Origin of the sequence: Capnocytophaga cynodegmi (genome assembly GCF_002302475.1) — a bacterium.
GTDB classification, from domain to species: domain Bacteria; phylum Bacteroidota; class Bacteroidia; order Flavobacteriales; family Flavobacteriaceae; genus Capnocytophaga; species Capnocytophaga cynodegmi.
This window is the reverse complement of the sequence record NZ_CP022378.1, coordinates 346,659-369,772: the sequence shown is the minus strand read 5'-3', so window position 1 is coordinate 369,772 and position 23,114 is coordinate 346,659. Positions and strand designations below refer to the sequence as shown.

Genomic DNA, 23,114 nt, shown 5'->3' with positions numbered 1-23,114 from the left:
AAAAATAATCAACATACAATGAGAAGAATATACATAATATTAACATTGGTTTTGCTCAGTTGTAACAAAGAAAAGCTATCCGACCAAAGCGTGGTGGAAGCCAACATTGTGCAACGTAATTATACCGAATTGGACACTTGGATACGCAATGAGTTTACCCTACCTTACGGAATTGAGGTCAATTATCGTTGGGATGGAAATACGGCTCCAAAGGGAAGTTACACCTATCCGCCAGAGGCTAAAAATATTCAAAAGGTATTGCAAACCATAAAGCATTTATGGCTCGAAACCTATACATTGGCAAATGTGGGTGGAAAGGATTTCTTAAAAGGAAAAAATCCGATTAAGATTTATATGTATGGAGGGCAAAATGTTGATGAAAATGGAGTGGAATTATTGTCGAACACTGCGGCTACTTCGACAGAAATGCACTTGTACGACGTCAATAATTTCGATGAGAAAGATTATGCTAAAGTCTTTACTCTAATGCGAAGCGTACACCACCAATTTGCCAAACGATTGATGGAATTATTGCCTTACGACCGAGATAAATTTTTGAAAATCAGTTCAGGAGGATATGTGTCTAATACGAAAGAATTGCCTGAAAGAGAGCCCATTGCCAAATATATCCGTAAGGCTTCTGATTGTACAAGAGACCGAGATGTACAAGCCAACCAATCGTTTGCGTATGTGGTAAAAGCCGACCAAGATTTCCTGACACTTCGTATGGGATTTTTCAGTGTTGGAAAAAATGTAACCACGCAAGGGAAATTATACAAAGACAATTGCGAGGAGGTGCTTAATAACGGAAATCCGGTTTCGGAGGTGGTTAGTACCGAAGGAGTTAGAGCCAATCGTAGAGGTTTTTTTACCATTCATTCGATGCTTTCTCCTGAAGATGATATGGCTGAGGTAGTTAGCACTTATCTGACGCACAGTGCCAAAGATGTTGAAAACGCTATCGCATTGGGCGGAATACCTTTTAATCCTTCCGACCCAGAAGACCAGCAAGAAGCCCAAGAAGCGGTAAAAAAACTTCGTCAAAAGCAAGAATTTGTAGAAGATTATTTCAAAAAGGAAATCAAAATCAATCTCAAACGAATGCAAACCATCAGCATTCAGCGACTTAAATCATACGTAAATCAATAAAATATGAAAAAATATCTTATTCTGTTGGCTATAATAGGACTTTTTTCTTGCAAAAAGGAAGACAAAGAAATTTCTCCTTCGCAAAGAAATCTGCAAAATATCAATGAATTACGTAAGGAACTTACGGAGGCTCCTTATGGCTGGAAGGTGATGTATTTTTCAAAAACGGATTCATTGGCTTTTAGTAATAAAGACGAAGTTTTTAAGAAAGAAATTTTCTATTACAGAGACCAATACGGATACGGGGGGCATTATTTTCTGATGAAATTTACTCCCGAAGGAAAGGTAACAATGTTGGCTGATTTTGACGCGAATAGCAGTTCAAAACCACAAGAAAGTCAGTTTGAAGTCAAGCAAAATACCTTTACGGAACTTAGTTTTACGACTTATAATTACATTCATCAATTGGTAAACGAACAATTAGAAGGTAAGTCTGATTTTTTGTATTTGCGTAAGGATTTTGACCAAAATTTGTTGTTCAAAACCACTAATTCTATCGAACCTGCTCGTGAATACATCGTTTTTGAAAAGCTAAAATCAGAAGAAGCGTGGAAGCATCCATCAGAGAATAATGTTCAGAAAGCATACGAAAATAGAACGTTTTTTGCAAAAATGAAAAATCCGCAAATTGTTATCCGAAAAGGAAGCCGTGTTTTTTTCCAAAGTGACGTTGTTATCAAAACCACAACGGGAACTCCTGAATACAATCGTTTTTTGAAATCGATGACTGCCAATCGGTATTATGTTTTTCTGGCGGGTAAGAAATGGAATGCTAACCCGAATATTACAGTTCCTGATGAGAGTTACGCTTTGGGGTCAGGATATGTAGGAACAGAGCAAGGAATTACATTCAGAACGGGAATTCGGTACGATAAAGATTATATTTTTTATGATTTTGAGCGAAAAGGAAATACATTTGTATGCGAATTGGTTAAAGTGTACGACCCTATTTATAGAAGATATATGTTTGTAAGCAAACATCTTTATCCTGATGGCGAACCGACGCATTTTGTTGCTGAAATAGTTGACAAATAGAAACAAGCGAAAAAAATAATATAACAATGAATAGAAAATATTTATTTTTGATAATATTATTGGGGATTTTTTCCTGCAATGTAAAAGATAGCGACCCAATGGAGGAAGATTACAGTAAATTATTTCCTTGGAAAGGAATTGAAAAACCTGAAAATGCCTACGAGGATATGAATATCCGATTGTGCAATCCTAATGATGCTTTGAGTAGTTATCGCTACCCTGGAGTTTCCATTGATAACCAGCGGGAGTACGACGTAACCATAAAATGCCAGTACAGAGAGGCTCCACAAACTTCCTCACTTGCCAGATTTGAAGTTCGTTTTATTGATGACAAAAAGCAAATAGTTGCAGTGGGGTCAGATGCTTCGAACAGTAATATAACTTACAAACTTACTGATGGCGTGGAATTTTCTAAAACGTTTCGAGTAAAGTCAGGCTACCCAATGTATTTGTTAGTCAACGGAATTGGTGATAGAGGTTCCAACATAAAAGCAAGTATCTCAGCCGTTTCAAAAGATGGACTTATTGTTGTTCCGACCCTTAGTACCGAGCAATCGCAAAACAATGAAGGACCTAACAGAATTCCGTCTCCGTATTGCGAATATATTATTTTGCCATAAACGTGTTGGAACGACAGCGAAACAAATTGTATTGAGAATGAAGATAACACACAAAATTAAATAACCAACTGAACAAGGCACTTCTTGTTCTTACAAACAGAAAAAATATGTGGAAATATACAATTTTAATAGTGTCCCTTTTGGTGTTGGGGTGTAACAAAGGCGAGGGAGAGACGGTAGAGTCGGCATACATAGAACCTTTGCCTCCGGAACTCAAGTACAGCTTTTCCCGCAATGGAAGCAGTAGCGTTGACGTGTTGGAATGCGAACTGGTCAAAGAACCTATCGACCGAATCTATAATTCTTATCTGAAAAGAGCTCAGATTTCAAATCAAAGCAATTACGATGAGGTAATGGGATTGTTTACCAACGGAATGTATCACCTAAAACCGAAAGAAGAGATAGCTACTTCGCCTTTGCATCTTGCTAAAAAATCGGTTATTGAACAAGATATAATAACGCTCATTGATGTATCAAGTGCGATTGCAGGAAGAGGAGAAGCCAATCCTTCTGACCACAGAAATCGTCCTGCTAACTACGGACGCACGGGATATATCGGGCAAAGTATCGGTGATGTAAATCTTTCCTTTGCAGATGAAAAAGGCTTGGTGGTAGCTGAAATTTTCAACAATTCACTAATGGGAGCTATTTATTTGGATAAAATCCTGAATTATCACTTGGACGAACAATTTTTTGACAATACTGAGCTTATCGCCAAACACGAAAATGTGGAGTTACTGGTGGGAAGGAATTACACCGAGCTGGAACATCATTGGGATTTGGCGTACGGATACTTCGCTTTCTTGCGGCCACTGGTACAAGCTGAGGGAATTGCTTTGCTCAAAGATAGCGAACGCACTCTCTTTAATGCTTTTGTTCAGGGGCGTATTGAGTTGGGAAGATATCGTTATGAGGATATGAAAAAACATCTGAAAACCATCAGAAGTGAGCTTTCCCGAGCCATCGCCATTCAGATTGTGGATATTTTGGTGGGTGAAAACACCTTAGTCAATATGGATGAGGGAACGGGCTATGCGTTTCCTTTTATTTCTCGTGCGTACGGACTCATTTATACGATGCAATTTGCCAGAAACGCAGAGGGAAAACCTTATTTCACGTATGAGGAAATCCAAAGTTACCTGCAAGAACTTAAAAATGATAAAGGTTTGTGGGATAAAGACAAGCTCCTTTCCGATGTTAATCATAAAGGTTCTTTAAAGAATATTGCTTCCGAAATAGGAAAGCCTTTCGGAATTTCAATCAATGATATAAAAAGATAAAGTAAAGTGGATTTTCTTTTCATTAAGAAGAAATCAGTAAAAAGGAAGTTGATAAATATTCAAAAACAGATAGATTGTTCTTATTTTTAACAAGGAAATTCAAAAAATCATCAGGGATAGGGTTTATCCCTACTGGGGAAGGATAAAAATCATCAGGGAAGAAGCATATCCCTACTGGGGAAGGATAAAAATCATCAGGGATAGGGTTTATCCCTACTGGGGAAGGACAAAAATCATTAGGGAAGGAGTGTATCCCTACTGGGGAAGCATAAAAATCATCAGGGATTGAGTATATCTGTGATAAAAAACAATAAAAAATAGATGATTTAAAAGGCTTTTATGGTTTTTTAGAAAGAAAACAAAATGATAAATGAGTTAAATCATCTGGAATGAATAAATTTTTTGATGAGATTTTGTTTAATTCATAAAACTATATCAAGAAACTAAAAGTAATAAAATAATATCAAACAGATATAAATAGAAAAAGAGATGAAATACAGAATATTCATAGTATTTTTAATCGTGGGACTTGTTGCTCAAGCACAAAGTAACTTAGTTCCTAACGGAGGATTTGAAAGAGGAAGTTCAAGCAGACCTGATAATTGGTATTTCCCTAATGGATTTGCTTATCAGCGATCTTCCGATGCTCATTCGGGAAGTTACGCAGCTAAAATTTACGCTAATTCAGGAACTTTTTATCTTCATCAAGAAGGAGAAACAAATGTAATTGATGTAGAGGCAAATGCTCAATACGTTTTATCATATTGGTATAAAGGAGATGTATCTGACCGAAATATGGAGCTTTATGTATCTTGGTATGACGGTGATAGTAGAATCAAAAGGGAAGCTCTCGGAAAGGTTTCTTTTACAAGCCAATGGCAAAAGCGAGAAGTTACACTTACCGTTCCTGTGGGGATTAACAAAATGGGAATAGCTTTTTATGTGTCACAAAGCAATGGTTTCATCAGTATTGATGATATTTCGTTGGTCTATCAGGGCAATGGCGGAGGCGGTAGTGTTTCAGTTCCAACAGGGGTTTCCACAAGGGAATATCAGCGAGAAATTGAAGTAAGATGGGACAAAGAAGCCGACCGACAGCTGCAATGGGAAGTTTTCGTCAATGACCAGTCCGTAGGCAAGACGCAAATAAATCGATTTCTGATTACTGACTTAGAACCTCAGAAGAGTTATAGAATAAAAGTTCGTGCTTTAAGAGGAAGCGATGTGTCTGACTTTTCAAAAGAGATAAATGCCATTACCAACGATATGAGAAGAAGTCAGAATGATATGGAACGTGTTCCGCATCTGCGTACTCTTAACATTGATGGAGAAGTTTCTCAAACAATCGACCTATATTATAATGATTTAGCGAATAAAAATGCAAAAATCCAGTATTTTATAAACTCAAAACAGGTGTTTCCGACCAATAATCAGCTTACTTTTCCTAAAAAAGGGAAGCAAACGCTAAAAATCATCATCGAAGAGGCTCCAAATATGAAGTGGGAGTTGGATTATTACTTAGATGTGAAGTAAAATCTGTATAAGAATGCTTTAAATGATGTTTTCCATAGGTTGGGAAATGTTTTTTATTTGTTAGGAAAGCCAAATAAGATAAAAAGAAAGGTGAATAATAAGTTTGATAAGATAAATAATATTATTATGAAACATACTATAATAATGAGTTTGTTAGCTATTTTTCTGGGATTGATGTCTTGTGAAAAAGGAAACAAAGATGAGTATCCGGAAATTAAAGTAGGGAAGGGGAGTGAGTCGCTCAAAGAGATTTCTATAAATAAACTTACTGAAAGGAAGATTGTTTTATCGGGAGGAAATGAGAAATTTTTGGCAAATGTTGAGAATTCAAAATTGGCTCAGGTAACTATTAATAAGGACACGCTAAAAATAAAAGGATTGTTTGAAGGCGAAACGTTCGCTACGATTACTTCGCACGACAGAAAGGCACACCTTAAAATAAACGTGATTCCTCAGGAGATAAGCATTAGTCAGGATTATATTTTGCTTCATCCCCGCGATGAAAGTAAGTTTGTTAGCCTAACGGGCGGAGGTGATATCGTTAATTTAGATGTTGATGACCCTTACGGAATTCTAAACTTAAAATGGAACGGGAAGACTAACATTCTGGAGATAAATGCCCTACACGAGGGGGAAGCTATCATAACGGCTGTATCAGATGGCGTGGCTTCCAAAACACTTAAAGTAGTGGTTCGTTCAGAAGGAAATCTGGAAAAGTTAGGTTACTATTCGAGTTATTCACGTACGCTTTCTCATATAGAACCTAAATTGGTTGTTAAACGAGCTGGAGTAGGAACTTGGTTTACTAATAGTACTGTTCCGTATGGTGTTAATGACGGATTTAATCAACGAAGTGCCGTTCGGGTAGGTGAGATATTCAATCCGCAAAAAGGACAAAATGTTCAGGTAGAAATAAAATCGTTTCCTTATCCTACAAGTTTTTCTATTGGTACAGGTACGTATCCTGTTTTTGTTGAAGAAGTTCGTGATACAACTTTCGTAATTCGTGGGAAAGGATTTAAGTTCGTTCTTCCGAAATAAATTTATTTTCAGATAACATTCCAAAACGAAGATTTTTTATACTATATAAATAATTTTTGTAACAATACGATGTTTTATAGAAGCATTATCAAAATGTAAGTTTTGGTAATGCTTTTTGTTTTATATTGATTTATAGAGTATTAAAAATATTTTTTTAGAATTATTATGTTAAATATTATTTTTATTCAGTTTAAATAGGTATATTTGCCCTGCTAAATTAATTAAAACCATTAATCAATGAGAAAAATAAAAGTTTTTTTAGGACTGATACTTATGGCATCGGTAATGTTTGTTTCTTGCGGAAAAGATGACAACAAAGTAGAACCTCCTGTTGTTCACGAAATAAAAGTGGAGAATAACGCTCTAACCATTTTAGAGGGGGAGAGCAAAACCATAAAAATTGTTTCAGGAAATGGAGGTTACCAACTTAAATCGGATAATGATAACGTAGCGGTTACTGAAAAAGAGGGAGTAATTACCATTACGGGACAAAAAGCAGGTAAAAGTACTATTTCCGTGACTGATAGCAAAGGAAAGAAAGTTTCTATCAGTGTTACTATTAACGCATTAGTTTTGGACAAAGCGGAAGTTTCTCTTCAAAAGGCTGAAAAAGCAACAGTTGTAATACAATCAGGAAGTGGAACTTATTCCGTAGCTTCAGATAACGAACCTGTTGCAACTGCCGAGCTTTCAGGAACAAGTATTACCATCACAGCTATTGCCGATGGTACAGCTACAATAACCGTTACTGATACCAAAACCAATAAGGCACAACACGTTAAGGTAATTGTAAAAACGCCTATTCCAGAAAGTTATTATAATTTAAGCAACGATAAAACAACCTTGGTAAAATGGCTTAATGATGAGCTTACAACTCTTGATATGGAAAATGACCCAGTGCTGAGTAAGGTAACTTCCATCGGAGCAAGAGCTTTTTTGGGTTCAAAATTAACAAGTATTACACTACCCAAAGGGTTGAAAACTATAAAAGAACGTGCTTTTGAAAATTCTCCATTAACATCGTTAGTAATTCCAGAAGGGGTAAATACCATAGAGGGTAGTGCTTTTTATAGTTGTAAAACATTAGCAACCATAATATTACCTCAAACACTAACAGAAATTGGAGAATCAGCTTTCAAATCCTGTCATAAACTTAACAATGTAGTTATTCCTGACGAGGTAAAACGATTGGAATCAGATGCTTTTTCAGATTGTAGAGAGTTGACTACCATTACATTATCAAAACAATTGACTCATATAGGAGGCACTGCGTTTAATGGATGCGGAAAATTGGCTTCTATTGAACTTCCTGAAACCCTTGAAGAGATAGGAATATCTGCTTTTTCTGATTGTAAAGCCTTGACGAGTATCACAATTCCAAATAAGGTTACTACATTATCAACCACTCTTTTCTGGGATTGTAGCAATCTGACTTCGGTAACTATGGGAGAGGAGGTAAAAAATATAGGTGGTGAAGCTTTCCGTGATTGTTCGAAATTGACTACTATAACCATTCCAAGCAAAGTAACTGAAATGGGAGAAAACATTTTCTCAGGCTGTGAGAGTTTGGTTTCTATTACGATGAAACCTGTAACGCCTCCTACATTAGAAGGTTCGTTGTACGATGATGAATTGACTGCTTTTAAGCATATTTATGTGCTGTCAGCAAGTTTAAGTGAGTACCAACAAGCTGAAGGTTGGAGTGAGTATGAAAGTAAAATAAGTGCTCAATAATTATAAATTAAATAAAATGAAAAAAATAGGTTTGATTTTAGGGCTACTTTGTTTCGGATTAGTAGCCATGGTCTCTTGTGATAAGGACGACAATAAACAAGTGGAAGTTCCTGCGAAAGAAATCAAAATAAGCAAAGAAGCTGTAAATGTTTTGGTCGGAGAGACTCAAGTAATTGACATTACTGACGGTAATGGTGGCTATAAAGTAAAATCTTCGGACGAGAATAAAGCTGTTGTATCTATAAAAGGTGAAAAACAAATAGCTGTGGAAGGTAAAAGTGCAGGGGAAGCTACCCTAACTATAACCGATAGCAAACAAAAAAGTATTACAATTAAAGTAACAGTTTCTGACTTTTTACTATCAGCTACGGAAATAAGTATCATAGCAGGAAAATCTGACATTGTACAGATTTCCTCAGGTTCAGGAAATTACGAGGTGACTTCAGAAGATGCAAACATAGCCACTGCCGAAATTGTAAGCAATGAAATTAAAATTACGGCAAAAAATGTAGGAACAACCCAAGTTGTTGTGGTTGACAAAAAAACAAATAAAAAGAATTCCATCACTGTAAAGGTAGTGAATGACCTGAAAATGGAAAAATCTGAATTGACGGTAACTAACGGAGATTTTGAAATTATAAATATTCTTGGAGGAGATAATGCAAATGGCAATTACGAATTTGAAATTACTGCTACTCCGACTGATGTTGTAAATGTTGAGCCTCAATGGTATGATGCTACACAAGGACATCATTTAAAAGTAACAGGTTTAAAACCAGGGGAAACTACTGTAACAGTGAAAGATAAACAAACACAGCAGATTACAACATTTAAGGTTACTGTGAATTTGAGCGAATTTTCTATCCCTCGTACTACGTTGGAACTTTCAGCAGGAACAAGTACAACCATAAACATCAAAGGAAATGGCAAATATGAAGTTAATTCGGCTAATCCTTCAATAGCAACTGCTACAGAAAGTAATGGTGTGCTTACTATTGCTGCTGTGGGAAGTGGCTCAACCGAAATCACGGTAAAAGATGTTATGAAAGATGAAACTAAAATAGTTTCAGTAGTGGTAAAATCTTCTTTCACGGTAGATGCTAACGGGGTTTTAACAGCAGTTGAGCCTTCAGCTATTGTTGCTAATTTGGTAATTCCTGAAAATGTGAAAGAAATTAGTGATGGACATAAGCCTTTTGATAAAAATAGAAATACTATTCAAATTGTTACAATGGAAAGTATTGAAAAAATAGGTACTTTCGCATTTGCATTTCAATCCGAATTAACCACGGTTAATATAGGTAATAACATTAAGCAAATTAATAACTTTGCATTCGCTGTTTGTAAAAAATTGAACACTTTTAGAGTTAAGACGACAACACCGCCTACTTTAAATGGAAAACCATTTCAAAATTCTTCTGATAATAAAACCTTGATTGTCCCCAAGGGGGCAAGATCGGTTTATGAAAATTCCGATTGGAAAAAATATTTTACGAATATCGTTGAAGAATAAAATTTTTAATAAGCTGTCTGAAAAGGCAGCTTTTTTTGTGCTATAAAAATGTAAAGTAAAACCACGATTTTCGTAAATTAGCAACGTGAAATTTATAAAAATCAATATGTCAGACAAATATTTACTATAAATTATTGAAAAGAAAATCTTGCTTAATTCATTTTGTAAGGTTTTCTTTTTTTAGTTATTTTTAGTTCAAATTTTGCAATAAAGTAGGTAGTTTGTTGGTAGATGATGTGTTTTTTTCATAACTTTGCGGGTCGGTTAATTCTTGGGAAATCAGCCAAAATAAATGATTTTCATTGTGATTTCGGCTAAAAATTTGGGAAAACAAGTCGTATTTAGAACACATTTCCAATAAAAAAAAGTATTTTTTAGAAAACTAAACAATAATTGTGTATTTTTGCCCAAGTTTATTCAGTACTTTTTTTAATAAGTATCATACAATTTTTTATATTATTATGACAAAAATAACTGCTGCAATAACGGGAATAGGAGGCTACGTTCCTGATTATGTGCTGACAAATGCAATGTTAGAAACAATGGTGGATACCAACGACGAGTGGATTTATACACGTACTGGTATTAAAGAAAGAAGAATTTTAAAAGAAGAAGCTCAAGGAACATCGTATTTAGCAATTAAGGCAGCTCAAGATCTTATCAATAAAAAAGGGTTGGATCCTAAAGAAATAGATTTGGTAATTCTTGCTACAGCAACACCTGATATGCCAGTAGCTTTAACTGGACCTTACGTAGCCTCAGAAATTGGAGCTACAAACGCATTTTCGTTTGACTTACAAGCTGCTTGTTCAAGTTTTTTGTATGGGGTTTCTGTTGCTTCAAGTTATATACAGTCAGGTAAGTACAAAAAAGTTCTATTAATTGGAGCTGATAAAATGTCCTCCATCATTGATTACACTGACCGAGCAACTTGTATCATTTTTGGAGATGGAGCTGGGGCAGTGTTGTTTGAACCTAATTATGAAGGATTAGGAATTCAAGATGAGATTCTGAAAAGTGACGGAATAGGAAGAAATTATTTACATATAAAAGCGGGTGGTTCAATGTTGCCCATAACTGAACAAGGACTTAGAGAAAAGAAACAATTTGTTTATCAAGACGGAAGAACCGTCTTTAAATATGCAGTTTCTGGAATGTCAGGTGTTGCAGCTGAAATTTTGGAACAGAATAACTTGACAAAAGAAGACGTCCAATGGCTAGTACCACATCAGGCAAATAAACGTATCATTGATGCTACAGCTGAACGAATTGGTTTGACAGAAGATAAAGTGATGGTTAATATACACAAATATGGAAATACTACTTCAGCTACTATTCCTTTGGCGTTGAAAGACTATGAAAATCAGCTTAAAAAGGGTGATAATGTTATTTTAGCTGCCTTTGGTGGTGGATTTACTTGGGGAGCGATATACCTTAAGTGGGCTTACTAATTTTTAACAATAAACATATTACGATAACAACCTAATAACAAATATTATGGATTTAAAAGACATTCAAAATTTGATTAAATTTGTCGCAAAGTCGGGGGCAAGTGAAGTGAAGCTTGAAATGGAGGACATCAAAATCACTATAAAGACTAATCCAGAAGAAAGTGGCAAAGAGCAAGTGTTTGTACAGCAAATGCCTATAACCACAATTCCTCAAATTCCTGTGCAACAACCAGTAACATTACCTCAAACTACTGTTGCCGATACACCTGAATCAAAACCTACAACAGTAGAAGATGATAGTAAGTACGTGACTATTAAGTCTCCTATGATTGGGACTTTTTACAGACGTCCTGCTCCTGATAAGCCTTTGTTTGTTGAGGTTGGTACCACAGTGAAAAAAGGCGATGTGATTTGTATTATTGAAGCGATGAAGTTATTTAATGAGATAGAGTCAGAAATTTCTGGTAAAATAGTAAAAGTTTTAGTAGATGACTCATCTCCAGTTGAATTTGATCAGCCTCTTTTCTTGGTTGAACCAGCTTAAAAATCATATTGTTGGATTTGATTAGTATGTAGCAATACTAAATTATTTTGAATTTATAATTAAACAGACATATGTTTAAAAAAATATTAATAGCCAATCGAGGTGAAATCGCTTTGCGTATAATTCGTACGTGTCGCGAAATGGGAATCAAGTCTGTAGCAGTGTATTCAACAGCCGATGCGGATAGTCTGCACGTTCGTTTTGCTGATGAGGCTGTTTGTATAGGTCCTCCCGCAAGTAAAGATTCGTATCTGAAAATTTCTAATATAATTGCTGCAGCGGAAATAACAAATGCCGATGCGATCCATCCAGGATACGGATTTTTGTCTGAAAATGCGAAATTTTCAAAGATTTGTGCAGAGCACGGCATAAAATTTATTGGAGCTTCTCCCGAAATGATTGAAAAAATGGGAGATAAGGCAACAGCTAAGGCGACAATGAAAGCAGCGGGTGTACCAACCGTTCCTGGTTCAGACGGATTAATTGAGTCACTTGAACAAGCTAAAAAAGTGGCTAAGGAAATGGGATATCCTGTGATGCTTAAAGCAACTGCTGGAGGAGGAGGACGAGGAATGCGTGCCGTTTGGAAAGAAGAAGACCTTGAAAGGGCTTTGGAAAGTGCAAAACAAGAATCTGCAGCAGCTTTTGGTAATGATGGTATGTATATGGAAAAACTTATCGAAGAACCAAGACATATTGAAATCCAGATAGTTGGAGATCAGTATGGAAAAGCTTGCCACCTTTCGGAAAGAGATTGTTCTATTCAACGTCGTCATCAAAAATTAACAGAAGAAACACCTTCTCCGTTTATGACCGAAGAATTACGTAAACGAATGGGAGAAGCAGCAGTAAAAGCAGCTGAATATATACAATATGAAGGAGCAGGAACAGTAGAATTTTTGGTGGATAAGCATCGCAATTTCTATTTTATGGAGATGAATACACGTATTCAAGTTGAACATCCAATCACAGAGCAAGTGATTGATTATGATTTGATTAGAGAACAAATTTTGGTTGCTGCTGGAGTGCCTATCTCCGGAAGAAATTATACTCCAAAATTACACTCCATAGAATGCCGTATTAATGCAGAAGACCCTTACAATGATTTTCGCCCATCACCAGGAAAAATTACTACATTCCACGCACCAGGTGGACACGGAGTGCGTCTGGATACGCACGTATACGATGGATATACAATCCCACCTAATTACGACTCAATGATTGCGAAGCTTATCACTACGGCTCAGACTCGTGAAGAAGCAATAGCAAAAATGAAACGAGCGTTAGATGAGTTTGTAGTTGAAGGCATAAAAACTACGATTCCTTTCCATTTGCAGTTGATGGATGACCCAGATTATTTGGCAGGTAATTACACAACCAAATTTATGGAATCTTTTAAGATGAATCCACCACAAGAATAGAATAAAGTCAAAAAAATCCCTGAATTTTCAGGGATTTTTTATATGTCTTCTAATCAGTTTATAATGGCATTGTAGACAATTCGTTGAATTTTAGGTCGAATATTTTCTTTGATTAATAAGTTATTTTCAGCAGTTGGGAAGGTTCTGTTGGATAAAAATACAATAACTATTTCATTATCAGGATCTGCCCAAGCATACGTACCTGTAAAACCCGTATGACCAAAACTAGACATAGGAACACAACCACAAGTGGGACCTTCTCCATCAATTTGTGGTTTGTCAAACCCTAATCCTCTGCGGTTATTTTCACTACAGAACATACACGTATTGAATAAATTAACAATTTGCGGTTGTAAATACCATTCCCCTCCATAATAGCCTTTTTGTAAGAACATTTGCATCATTTTTGCCACATCATCTGCATTACCGAAAAGCCCAGCGTGTCCGCCCACACCACCAAGCATTGCCGCTCCTTGGTCGTGTACGTACCCGCGTATTTCTTGCCTACGGAAATAATTATCAACCTCAGAGGGAGCAATATTTCCTAAAGGAAAGTGTTCCAAAGGGAAATAGGTAAGATGATACGCTCCCATATTACGATAAAAATCTTTTTGGATTGCTTCTGAAAGTGAACTATTTGACTTTTTTTCAATATACTTTTTGAAATAATAATAAGGCAAGTCACTATATAAATATTTTTTTCTCTTGATGAGGTTACAATCATCAATTTGTTGATAAATGAAATTATGATAATCTTTCTTTATGTAAAGATTTTTTGCTACCTGAACTGAAAAATCATCAGTTTTTACATTGCTATAAATTTCTTTTAGTGGTTTTTTTTGAACGTCAAGTGTCTTAAGATAGAAAGGTATCCACGAAGGAAACTGTGCATAATGAGATAAAACGTTCATCATTTTCAAATTTCCTTTATTGGTGTTTCTTAATTCAGGAAGTAAGTCAGAAAAGGAAGAATTTATGTTGAATCCTTCTTGGGCGTATATTTTCATTAATTCGGGTAAGGTGACCAAAATTTTGGTAAGAGAGGCAAGGTCATAAATGGAATTGTCTTTTACTAAATTTTTTTCGTTATAATCAAGTGTGCCAAAATTTTTTCGATATACAATTTTTCCTTGTTTTGCTACTAAAATTTGCATTCCGGGAGCCATTCTTTTGTTAAGAACTACTTGAGCAATGCTATCAATAGAACTTAATTTTTTTGAACTCAGCCCTACACTTTCAGGAAGTCCATAGGATAAACGACCAATTTTTGGTGTGCTAACAGACGTGTTTACAGGTAGTTCGGGGTGTGCTGAAACTGGTAAAACGCCTTTTCCTTCAATAGCTCCAAAGATGAGTTGAGCGGTTTTTTCTTGGGCAACTTTGTGATTTTGGTATGAGACAATGATGCTTTCAACATTTGTTAAATTTTTTACATCTAACAAAGCATAAGGTCGGGTGAAAATAGAAAGAATTACTTTCTTTTTCTTAGCGATTTCTTCCAGCCAAATAAGTTCTTCCTTTGTGAATTTATAGGCGTCCCAAGGCGTTTTATTCGGTTTGTGCAGACCAATAACAATTGTTTGATATGGTTCGATATTCTTCAGTAATTGTTCTGTAGATTTTGGCTCAATAATTGCCACATCAGCATACTTTCGCAGATTGGTGTAAAATGTCCAACCGCTATCATTCCCAAATTTTATATAAGCAATTTTTTCTTTATCTAAATTTATGATAGGTAATAATTTATTTTCATTTTTGGCAATAGTCAAAGCATTTTCAAAGATTTCTTCCAAAAGTAAATCATCTTCAAGTGTGTGTAAATTCTGATGAAGAGTTTCTAAATTCAGAGGCTCAAATTTGTATAAACCAACTTTGTACTTTGCCATTAATATTTTTTTCACAGAATACGCCAGACGTTCTTCAGTAATTTTCTTATTTTGATAAGCCTTCTTTATCGCTTCAAAACCTTTAACGAGATTTTCGGGCATTAGCAGAATATCATTTCCTGCCAAAAAAGCTGCCACTTCCACTTCACCTACAGGCAAATATTCCGAAACACCTTTCATTCCCAACGCATCGGTATAAACTAAACCTTCAAAACCCATCTGAGTTTTCAGAATATCAGTAATAATATGGTGAGATAGGGAAGAAGGAAGCCCTACTTTTGACTCAAGTAATGGAATATTCAGATGCCCAACCATTACACTGGCAACGCCATTATTTATTAATTCTCTGAAAGGATACATTTCTATTTCGTGAAGTCTTTCGGAAGGAAAATCAATTAGCGGTAGGGTTTTATGTGAGTCTTTTGATGTGTCGCCGTGACCAGGAAAATGCTTTGCACTTCCCAGAACTCCAGCAGATTGCATTCCTTTTGTGAAAGCAATTCCTTTAAGAGCCACATTTTGTTTGTCTTCTCCAAAGGAACGATTTCCGATGATTGGATTAGCTGGATTTGTGTTTACATCAATATCTGGTGCGAAATTAAATTGCATACCAAGTTGTCGGCAATGTTCACCAATACGGAAACCAGCTCGTTCAATAAGTTCGTTATTTTTCACAGCTCCCATAGTCATATTCCAAGGGTAAGCGAAAGTGGAGTCCAATCGCATTGCTAATCCCCATTCAGCATCCATAGCCATAAATAAAGGAATTTTTGACAAAGATTGATATTCATTTGTTAGTTTTGCTTGGCGTTTTGGTCCTCCTTTTGAGAAAATAATGCCTCCTATGTGGTATTTTTTGATTAATTCTTTAATATATTCTGTGTTTTTAGTTCCAATTTGGCTTGAAAAAACGGAAACCATAAATAATTGCCCTATTTTTTCATCTAAAGACATATTTTTGTATGTATTTTCAACCCATTTTTTTTGTTCTTGTTCATCTTTTGTAACCAAAGGATTTATTTTTTGGGCAGAAATATTTTGAATGATAAAGAATAATATAAAAATTTTGTATTTCATTGCTTTTATTTAACTTGTTGCTGAATAATTTGTTAAGTGATAAAAAAATTATTTCTGATTATCTGTTTCTCCATTACCTACGGGAAAGAAAAAAGCCATAGGGTTTTCTTTAAAACGAATCCAAACGGACTTAGTTAAGTTCTTTAACTCATAAAGAGGAACTTCACGTGAGCGTAAAGCTATCCACAGAGATAATGAAAAACTAACAATAAAATTCCCGAATCCTATGATAAAAATACCAATAATTGTCCAAATTAATATGTTTAAAGTTACCTCAAACCCAGCTCCGAACAAACCTAAAGCTAAACTTCCACTTGCGAATGTAATGTGACGAATATCCAAATCTAATCCTAAAAATGTTCCTACAACACCAGTACAACCCATAAAAAAACCAAACCAAATATTAGAAATGATTCCAGGCCATTTTTTTTGCATCCAACCAGAAATTTTTACCATCTTTTCCTTACCAAAAACTCCTTTTAAAACGGGGTGTTCCGATAATCGATAGTAAAAATTGTTGAAGTTATTAACACTTGCCACATTCCCTGCAATAATTCCAGAAAGAAATAGAAAAACCCCCGCAATACACGAATGTAGAAACACAGGCGTTTGACGTATATCTAATTCTGCCAGTAATTTATCACTTTTTGATTCAGCTAAGTTGTAACCTGTTAGATAAAAAAGACCCCAAATAAGTAGTAAACTTACGGGAAAGGCAGCTAAAACGTTTCCTGCAAAGGCGATAAATTGTGAACGGAAAAGCTTTGTAAATAATGCCGAAAATTCTAAATATTGCTTTTCTTTTTTCTTTTTATCATTCGTGTTTAGGTTTTCTAAGGTTTTGGCAATAGTTGAAGCCGTCATAGCGGGTTGTTTGGTGGCTAATGTTGCTCCAGCTAAATAAATGATTACAAATCCAATAGCATAATTCAAACTATAATTCAATGCATAAATGAATTCACTTGTGTTTAATTTGGATAAAAATAATTTTGCTAAACACATAAAACCTACAATAACACCACCCCACAATGCTGTTTTGAACATACTGAAATATTCTTTGCTTCCAGAAGTAATGTAATGTTCTCCCGTTTTTCCTGTGTAATTCGTAATTTCGTAAGTGATATTGTAAACACTATCGTTTATTAGTTTACGAACGTTATTTTTTTTAGCATTGGTCTTTACCAAACTCAAATAAAACTGAATTGTTTTTGTTCGTTTCTCTTCTTCGTTGCTGATAAACAAGAAATTATAAAGTTTTTGTATTCGTTGTATTTGCTGACGAATCAGTAGAAGAGTTTGGTTTACGCTGAACGAAATTCCGTATTTAGATGTGTTGTTAACTGCTTGTTCTACAAAGTTTTCACATTGTTCGGAAAGAATGTTAAGTTGTTTGTAATCCAACTTGTATTCTTCCATATCCAAATAGGCTTTGTTTTTGGCTTCCATATTTCGATGTATGGCATTGAGCTCTTCATCAATGGCAATAAAAGGGCTTTCAAGTGATGAATATTCTGGAACCATACGCATTACATCAGTTTGAAGAGCAAATCCACCCATTCGTTGTGAGAGAATCATCATCGATAACAAAATCTCTTTGGAAGTGGCTTTGTCTTTAGAATCATCGTAAAACGTTGGCAAAGAAAGCACATCGAAAAGAGTGTGCCAGTCTTCCATAGGAACAGACTTTAGCCAAACAAAATCTGAAGATTTGTAAAATATTTGATTTAGAACATATTGTATGCTATTGTGTGAAGGCTGGTCTGGAATAAGTTGATGAGAAAGTCGGCGACGAAGCTCTTTGAAGAAAGAAACGCTACTGAGCAAACCAGCATCGGTTAAAAGATTGGTTTTCTCTTTTTTTGAGAAAACAGAATACAATTTTTCAGTTAAGAACGCTGCTTTTGCTTTGTCTTCACGTATTTCAGAAAGTAATTCTTCAATTCGGACAATGGGTGTTTTGGGAGTGTATTTTGTTCGGTGATAATAAACTAAATCAAAGATGAAATCAATGTCTTCAAATTCGGTAGCAGACATATATTTTTCAAAGATTTCACGGATTGATTGATGACTTCGCTTTATTGTTAGCATATATTAAGATTTCATTTTTAGATGGCAAATATAACAAAAAAAGTAGAAACTATAGTTGTTATAAACACACAGAAAAAATTGAAAATCTTTGAATTAAAACAGATGAACGATGGCTAATTTTAGAAGAATATCTTTTTATTATCGACAAAAAATAGTGTAACTTTATTGGCTATTTTACGAAACAATCAATAAAAATAGAAGGCTGTGTAAATTCTTTGTATTTTTACACAGCCTTCTTAGGAATAAAATATTATTTATCAGAAACCAAGTAACACGAAACTAACCAGTGATTTTGTTGGTCGCCTGTGTTGGCTGTTGCAGGAATTACAATTTCCAAAGAGTGAGTTCCTTTTTTTAAATTGCCAAGTTTTACACTTTCAGGAACTACTGAAGAACCTGGACACCAATTGGAACGCGATAAATCGGAAGAAGCTAAACGTTCTTCAACAGCTTTTTTAACGCGTTCATAATTTTCATTGTAAGCAATTGCAGTGTCTTTCTTTGTCCATACTCCTGATGAAGGGTTAAAACGCCGGAATGAAGCACAATCATCACGCCAAGGGATAAAATCAATTACTTTTTTTGTGTCAAAATACACTGAATTATTAATTTTTATAAATTCGTCACCACCTGAATGCCCTCCGTGACCTGTAGTTATATAGTATAATTCAGTATTTTTACTATCTTTTTTCAGATTTATAGTGTGTTTTAGGCTTGTTTTAGCAAAAAGGTCTGGTATTTTTTGTCCGTTTACATAATAAATTGTATTAATCAAAGGGGTTACTACTTTTTTAGGTCGAGGTCTACCAGAATATGTTAAAGAAACATCGGCAAGATAACCTTTGTCAGTCCAAGTATCAATCCAAATTCCGATGTAGAATGTTCCTGTAAGCAGAGATTCCAATTGAGAAACATCTTGTGTCCAAACCACTTTTTCTTCCCATTTTGGAACAGAAACAGGACGATAATAACGCATTCTTGGATATTTTGTTTCATCACTGTAATGCCCTACGCCAAAAGGAGTCATAAATCGGAGTACCTCGATGGGTAGATCGTATCCAGTAACTGATTTAATTCCTTGATAATCATTATTGTGTCCGCTTTCGGAAGGAAGTTTTTTACTGCCTTGAGCTACATTGATAACATTTATTAAATCTTCATTTTTAAAAACAAAACAAGAGCCTGATTTGTCCCAAGTATCTCCATTAGAACGAATTGTAACAGAAACGGAAACATCTGTACCTTTTCGATATTCAGGAACTGTAACTTTTTTTACTAACAATCGTCCTTGTTGTAAGCGAATAATTCCTGAGGAAACTTCTCCTTTTTCGGAAAAATTGACAAGTGCATTTTCAAAAACTTTGATAGTTTTAGCTTCCTGTGCGGAAGAAGAAATTGTAAAAAGTAAGGCTAAAGCCTTCAAAATAAGTTTTTTCATATGTAAATTAATTAGTTAATCAAAAATGATTGCCAAAATTACGAAAAAAGAAGTTCTTGTCGAAAAAAAGTTTTTATTTTTGAAGCAATTTCTTAATATTTTATATATAAGTAAAAAAATAAAAACACGACTTATTTGCCGTGTTTTTTGAGTTTTATGCGTAAAATGAACATTTAAAGGTCTCGATTTTTAAGTAAAAATCCATTTATATAATCCTGAAAAAGTAGTTATTATAAGCCATATCAACACGAAAATTAATATTAGTACGGTAATGACTCCAATGGTTGTCCATAATGCTCGTCTGTTAACCTGTTGAATGACTTTTTTATCATCATTTACAAATCCAACAATCAGTTCAAAATTGTGTTTATAAGAACGATGCACAAAATCAAGCACAATTCCTGCATACGGGATTAATCCTACAAGTATGTCAATCAGGGAATTAAGTAAAATAGCCATAGTCAATCGGTAAGATTTTACCTTAACAATAGCCACATACAGAAACGAATAGCTAAAAAACTGAGTTGCAATATCTCCCACGATAGGAATCAAACCTATCAATCCATCGAGATGATAGTCATCCATCCATTTTTTTGTATTTTTAATGATTTGATAATGGGTGCTTTTCTCTATCTCAAGTTTTTTTAATTCTTTTCGTATTCTATGATTTTCTTGCAAACTCAAATTAATTTTATTGTTATTTATTGAAAATTCCTTTTGTTTTTTACATCTTTATCGGTAAGTGCAATTTTTATTACTTCGTCCATTTCAGTAACATAATGAAAGGTAAGCCCTTTAAGATATTCTTCTTTGATTTCCAAAATATCCTTTTCATTTTCTTTGCAGAGAATAATTTCTTTTATTCCAGCTCGTTTTCCTGCCAAAATTTTTTCTTTGATTCCTCCAACAGGAAGAACTTTGCCTCGCAAGGTTATTTCTCCAGTCATTGCTAAGTGTTTTTTAACACGTTTTTGAGTGAAAAGAGACATCAAAGAAGTGAGCATCGTAATTCCTGCACTTGGTCCATCTTTTGGAGTAGCTCCTTCAGGAACGTGAATATGAATGTTGTAATTTTCAAATAATTTATAATCAAGTTTGTACGATTCTGAATTTGCTTTGATATACTCCAATGCAATGGTAGCAGATTCTTTCATTACTTGTCCTAAATTTCCCGTAATGTTCAGTGTCCCTTTTCCTTTAGACAGAGTAGATTCAATAAAGAGAATATCACCCCCAACACTCGTCCAAGCTAAGCCAGTCACCACACCAGCAACACCATTATCCTCGTATTTATCTCGTTCCATTCGAGCTGGACCCAATATTTTGGTTATGTCGTCGAGCGTAAGTTTTACACTATATTCTTCCTCTAAAGCGATGGATTTGGCTCTATTTCGAACTACTTTTGCTATTTGTTTTTCGAGTCCTCGAACTCCTGACTCACGCGTATACCCTTCTACAATACGCTCAATTTCTTTCTTTCCTAACTGAATATCAGAAGACTTTAATCCGTGTTCTTCAATTTGTTTTGGAAGTAGATGTCTTTTTGTTATTTCAATTTTCTCCTCAATGGTATAGCCTGTAACATTAATGATTTCCATACGGTCACGAAGAGCTGGTTGGATACTTCCCAAATCATTGGCTGTTGCAACAAACATCACTTTGGATAGGTCGTAACCCATTTCAAGGAAATTATCATAAAATTCCTTATTTTGCTCAGGGTCAAGTACTTCTAACATAGCAGAAGAAGGGTCACCTGAGTGATGGTTACCTAATTTGTCAATCTCATCGAGTACAAAAACAGGATTCGAGGTTTTGGCTTTTTTAAGAAGTTGTAAAATACGTCCTGGCATTGCACCTATGTAAGTTTTCCTGTGTCCACGTATCTCTGCTTCATCACGTAAACCTCCAAGCGACATACGCACATATTCCCTGTTTAATGCTTTCGCGATAGACTTTCCTAATGAAGTTTTTCCAACACCTGGAGGTCCATAAAAACACAAAATGGGCGACTTCATATCATTACGCAACTTCAATACAGCCAAATATTCTATAATTCGGCGTTTGACTTCTTCTAATCCATAGTGGTCTTGGTTGAGAATTCGTTGAGCTCGTTTTAAGTCAAAATTATCTTTTGAGAATTCATTCCAAGGAAGTTCTAAAATTACTTCCAGATAGTTACGTTGAATTCCATAATCAGGACTTTGCGGATTTGTTCTTTGTAATTTGCTTAACTCTTTTTCAAAATGTTCTCCGATTTTCGTGTCCCATTTTTTTGTTTTAGCCTTTGCTCTAAGTTCATCTATTTCAGCTTCGTAAGATACGCCTCCCAATTCTTCTTGAATGGTTCGCATTTGTTGTTGCAAGAAATAGTCTCGTTGCTGTTTGTCCAAATCGAAACGTACTTTCGACTGAATATCATTACGAAGCGTTAATCTTTGAAGTTCTACATTCAGATATTTTAATACAGCTAAAGCTCTTTCTTTCAGGTCATTTATCTGTAACACTTCCTGTTTTTCTTCAACAGAAGCATTCATATTTGACGAAACAAAGTTTATCAAAAAAGAGTTGCTTTCAATATTTTTGATAGCAAAAGTAGCTTCCGATGGCAAGTTAGGATTTTCACGAATAATTTGGGTGGCTACATCTTTTACAGAATCAATAATGGCGTTGAATTCCTTATCTTCCTGAGGCGGTTTTGTTTCTGTTACTTCTCTGGTTGTAGCTGTTATGTAAGGTTTTTCTTCTAAAATAGTATCTATTTCAAAGCGTTTTTTTCCTTGTATGATGATGGTTACATTTCCGTCAGGCATTTTTAAAACTCGCAGAATACGAGCCACTGTACCCAGATGGTAAATATCTTCACCTTTTGGAAACTCCACATTTTCATTAATTTGAGCAACCACACCAATAGTTTTTGAGCCTTCATTAGCTTCATTAATTAACCTGATAGAAGCATCTCTTCCTGCCGTAATTGGAATTACAACTCCAGGAAATAAAACCATATTTCGCAAGGGCAAAATAGGCAACGATTGAGGCAATGATTCATTTTGTATTTCCTCCTCATCTTCAGGTGTCATTAAAGGAATGAATTCCGCATCACTATCTAAGGATTCTGGCGAAAAGCTGTCAAAATTTCCTATTATCATTTCTATATTATTTATACGTGTCATTATGTCAGGATTGTTTGAATAATTCTGACAAATGAAAATTGTTTTACTTAAATAAATTTCTGTACATCAGTATGTTATTTGTATTTTACTACAAATAAACATTTATACCTTGCAATTGTTATGCCAATGATGAA

Annotated in this window: 16 protein-coding genes; 11 read left to right on the top strand and 5 right to left on the bottom strand. The window is 35.0% G+C overall.

Annotated features, from left to right (window positions below; all coding sequences use genetic code 11):
• Positions 1–18: 18 nt before the first annotated feature.
• The 11 genes from CGC48_RS01745 to accC all read left to right on the top strand — a co-directional run bounded on the left by CGC48_RS01745 (position 19) and on the right by accC (position 13,321).
• Complete coding sequence (locus CGC48_RS01745; RefSeq protein ID WP_232780528.1) at positions 19–1,149, top strand: putative zinc-binding metallopeptidase; 1,131 nt, start codon at positions 19–21, stop codon at positions 1,147–1,149.
• Between the two features lie 3 nt (positions 1,150–1,152).
• Positions 1,153–2,184, top strand: a complete 1,032-nt coding sequence (locus CGC48_RS01740) for a DUF4302 domain-containing protein (protein WP_098028212.1) — start codon at positions 1,153–1,155, stop codon at positions 2,182–2,184.
• A gap of 26 nt (positions 2,185–2,210) precedes the next feature.
• Positions 2,211–2,804 (top strand): hypothetical protein, encoded by a 594-nt coding sequence (locus tag CGC48_RS01735; protein ID WP_232780527.1) that lies wholly within the window; start codon positions 2,211–2,213, stop codon positions 2,802–2,804.
• Between the two features lie 107 nt (positions 2,805–2,911).
• The gene (locus tag CGC48_RS01730; RefSeq protein WP_098028210.1) at positions 2,912–4,084 is read left to right on the top strand and encodes a DUF4856 domain-containing protein; all 1,173 of its coding nucleotides are present in this window, start codon (positions 2,912–2,914) and stop codon (positions 4,082–4,084) included.
• Between the two features lie 489 nt (positions 4,085–4,573).
• On the top strand, positions 4,574–5,617 hold the full coding sequence (locus CGC48_RS01725) for a carbohydrate binding domain-containing protein (RefSeq protein WP_098028209.1): 1,044 nt from the start codon (positions 4,574–4,576) through the stop codon (positions 5,615–5,617).
• Between the two features lie 126 nt (positions 5,618–5,743).
• A complete protein-coding gene (locus CGC48_RS01720) occupies positions 5,744–6,658 on the top strand; it encodes a hypothetical protein (protein ID WP_232780526.1) in 915 nt (304 codons plus the stop codon).
• 237 nt (positions 6,659–6,895) lie between these two features.
• Positions 6,896–8,392: a leucine-rich repeat domain-containing protein gene (locus CGC48_RS01715; protein ID WP_098028207.1), complete on the top strand. Its 1,497-nt coding sequence runs from the start codon at positions 6,896–6,898 to the stop codon at positions 8,390–8,392.
• A gap of 16 nt (positions 8,393–8,408) precedes the next feature.
• On the top strand, positions 8,409–9,905 hold the full coding sequence (locus CGC48_RS01710; RefSeq protein WP_098028206.1) for a leucine-rich repeat protein: 1,497 nt from the start codon (positions 8,409–8,411) through the stop codon (positions 9,903–9,905).
• Between the two features lie 461 nt (positions 9,906–10,366).
• On the top strand, positions 10,367–11,356 hold the full coding sequence (locus tag CGC48_RS01705; protein WP_098028205.1) for a beta-ketoacyl-ACP synthase III: 990 nt from the start codon (positions 10,367–10,369) through the stop codon (positions 11,354–11,356).
• 46 nt (positions 11,357–11,402) lie between these two features.
• On the top strand, positions 11,403–11,900 hold the full coding sequence (accB, locus tag CGC48_RS01700; protein ID WP_018278542.1) for an acetyl-CoA carboxylase biotin carboxyl carrier protein: 498 nt from the start codon (positions 11,403–11,405) through the stop codon (positions 11,898–11,900).
• 71 nt (positions 11,901–11,971) lie between these two features.
• Positions 11,972–13,321 (top strand): acetyl-CoA carboxylase biotin carboxylase subunit, encoded by a 1,350-nt coding sequence (accC, locus tag CGC48_RS01695; RefSeq protein WP_098028204.1) that lies wholly within the window; start codon positions 11,972–11,974, stop codon positions 13,319–13,321.
• Positions 13,322–13,374: 53 nt separating this feature from the next.
• Here accC and CGC48_RS01690 read toward each other — a convergent pair whose 3' ends face one another.
• From CGC48_RS01690 to lon, 5 genes are all read right to left on the bottom strand, one after another.
• A complete protein-coding gene (locus CGC48_RS01690) occupies positions 13,375–16,284 on the bottom strand; it encodes a glycoside hydrolase family 3 N-terminal domain-containing protein (RefSeq protein WP_098028203.1) in 2,910 nt (969 codons plus the stop codon).
• A gap of 48 nt (positions 16,285–16,332) precedes the next feature.
• Positions 16,333–18,372, bottom strand: a complete 2,040-nt coding sequence (locus CGC48_RS01685) for a recombinase (RefSeq protein ID WP_098028202.1) — start codon at positions 18,370–18,372, stop codon at positions 16,333–16,335.
• Between the two features lie 250 nt (positions 18,373–18,622).
• Entirely contained in the window at positions 18,623–19,810 is a 1,188-nt protein-coding gene (locus CGC48_RS01680) for a PNGase F N-terminal domain-containing protein (protein ID WP_098028201.1), read from the bottom strand.
• 189 nt (positions 19,811–19,999) lie between these two features.
• A complete protein-coding gene (locus CGC48_RS01675; RefSeq protein ID WP_232780525.1) occupies positions 20,000–20,395 on the bottom strand; it encodes a DUF4112 domain-containing protein in 396 nt (131 codons plus the stop codon).
• Positions 20,396–20,511: 116 nt separating this feature from the next.
• Positions 20,512–22,956, bottom strand: a complete 2,445-nt coding sequence (gene lon / locus CGC48_RS01670; protein ID WP_098029728.1) for an endopeptidase La — start codon at positions 22,954–22,956, stop codon at positions 20,512–20,514.
• Positions 22,957–23,114: the final 158 nt, after the last annotated feature.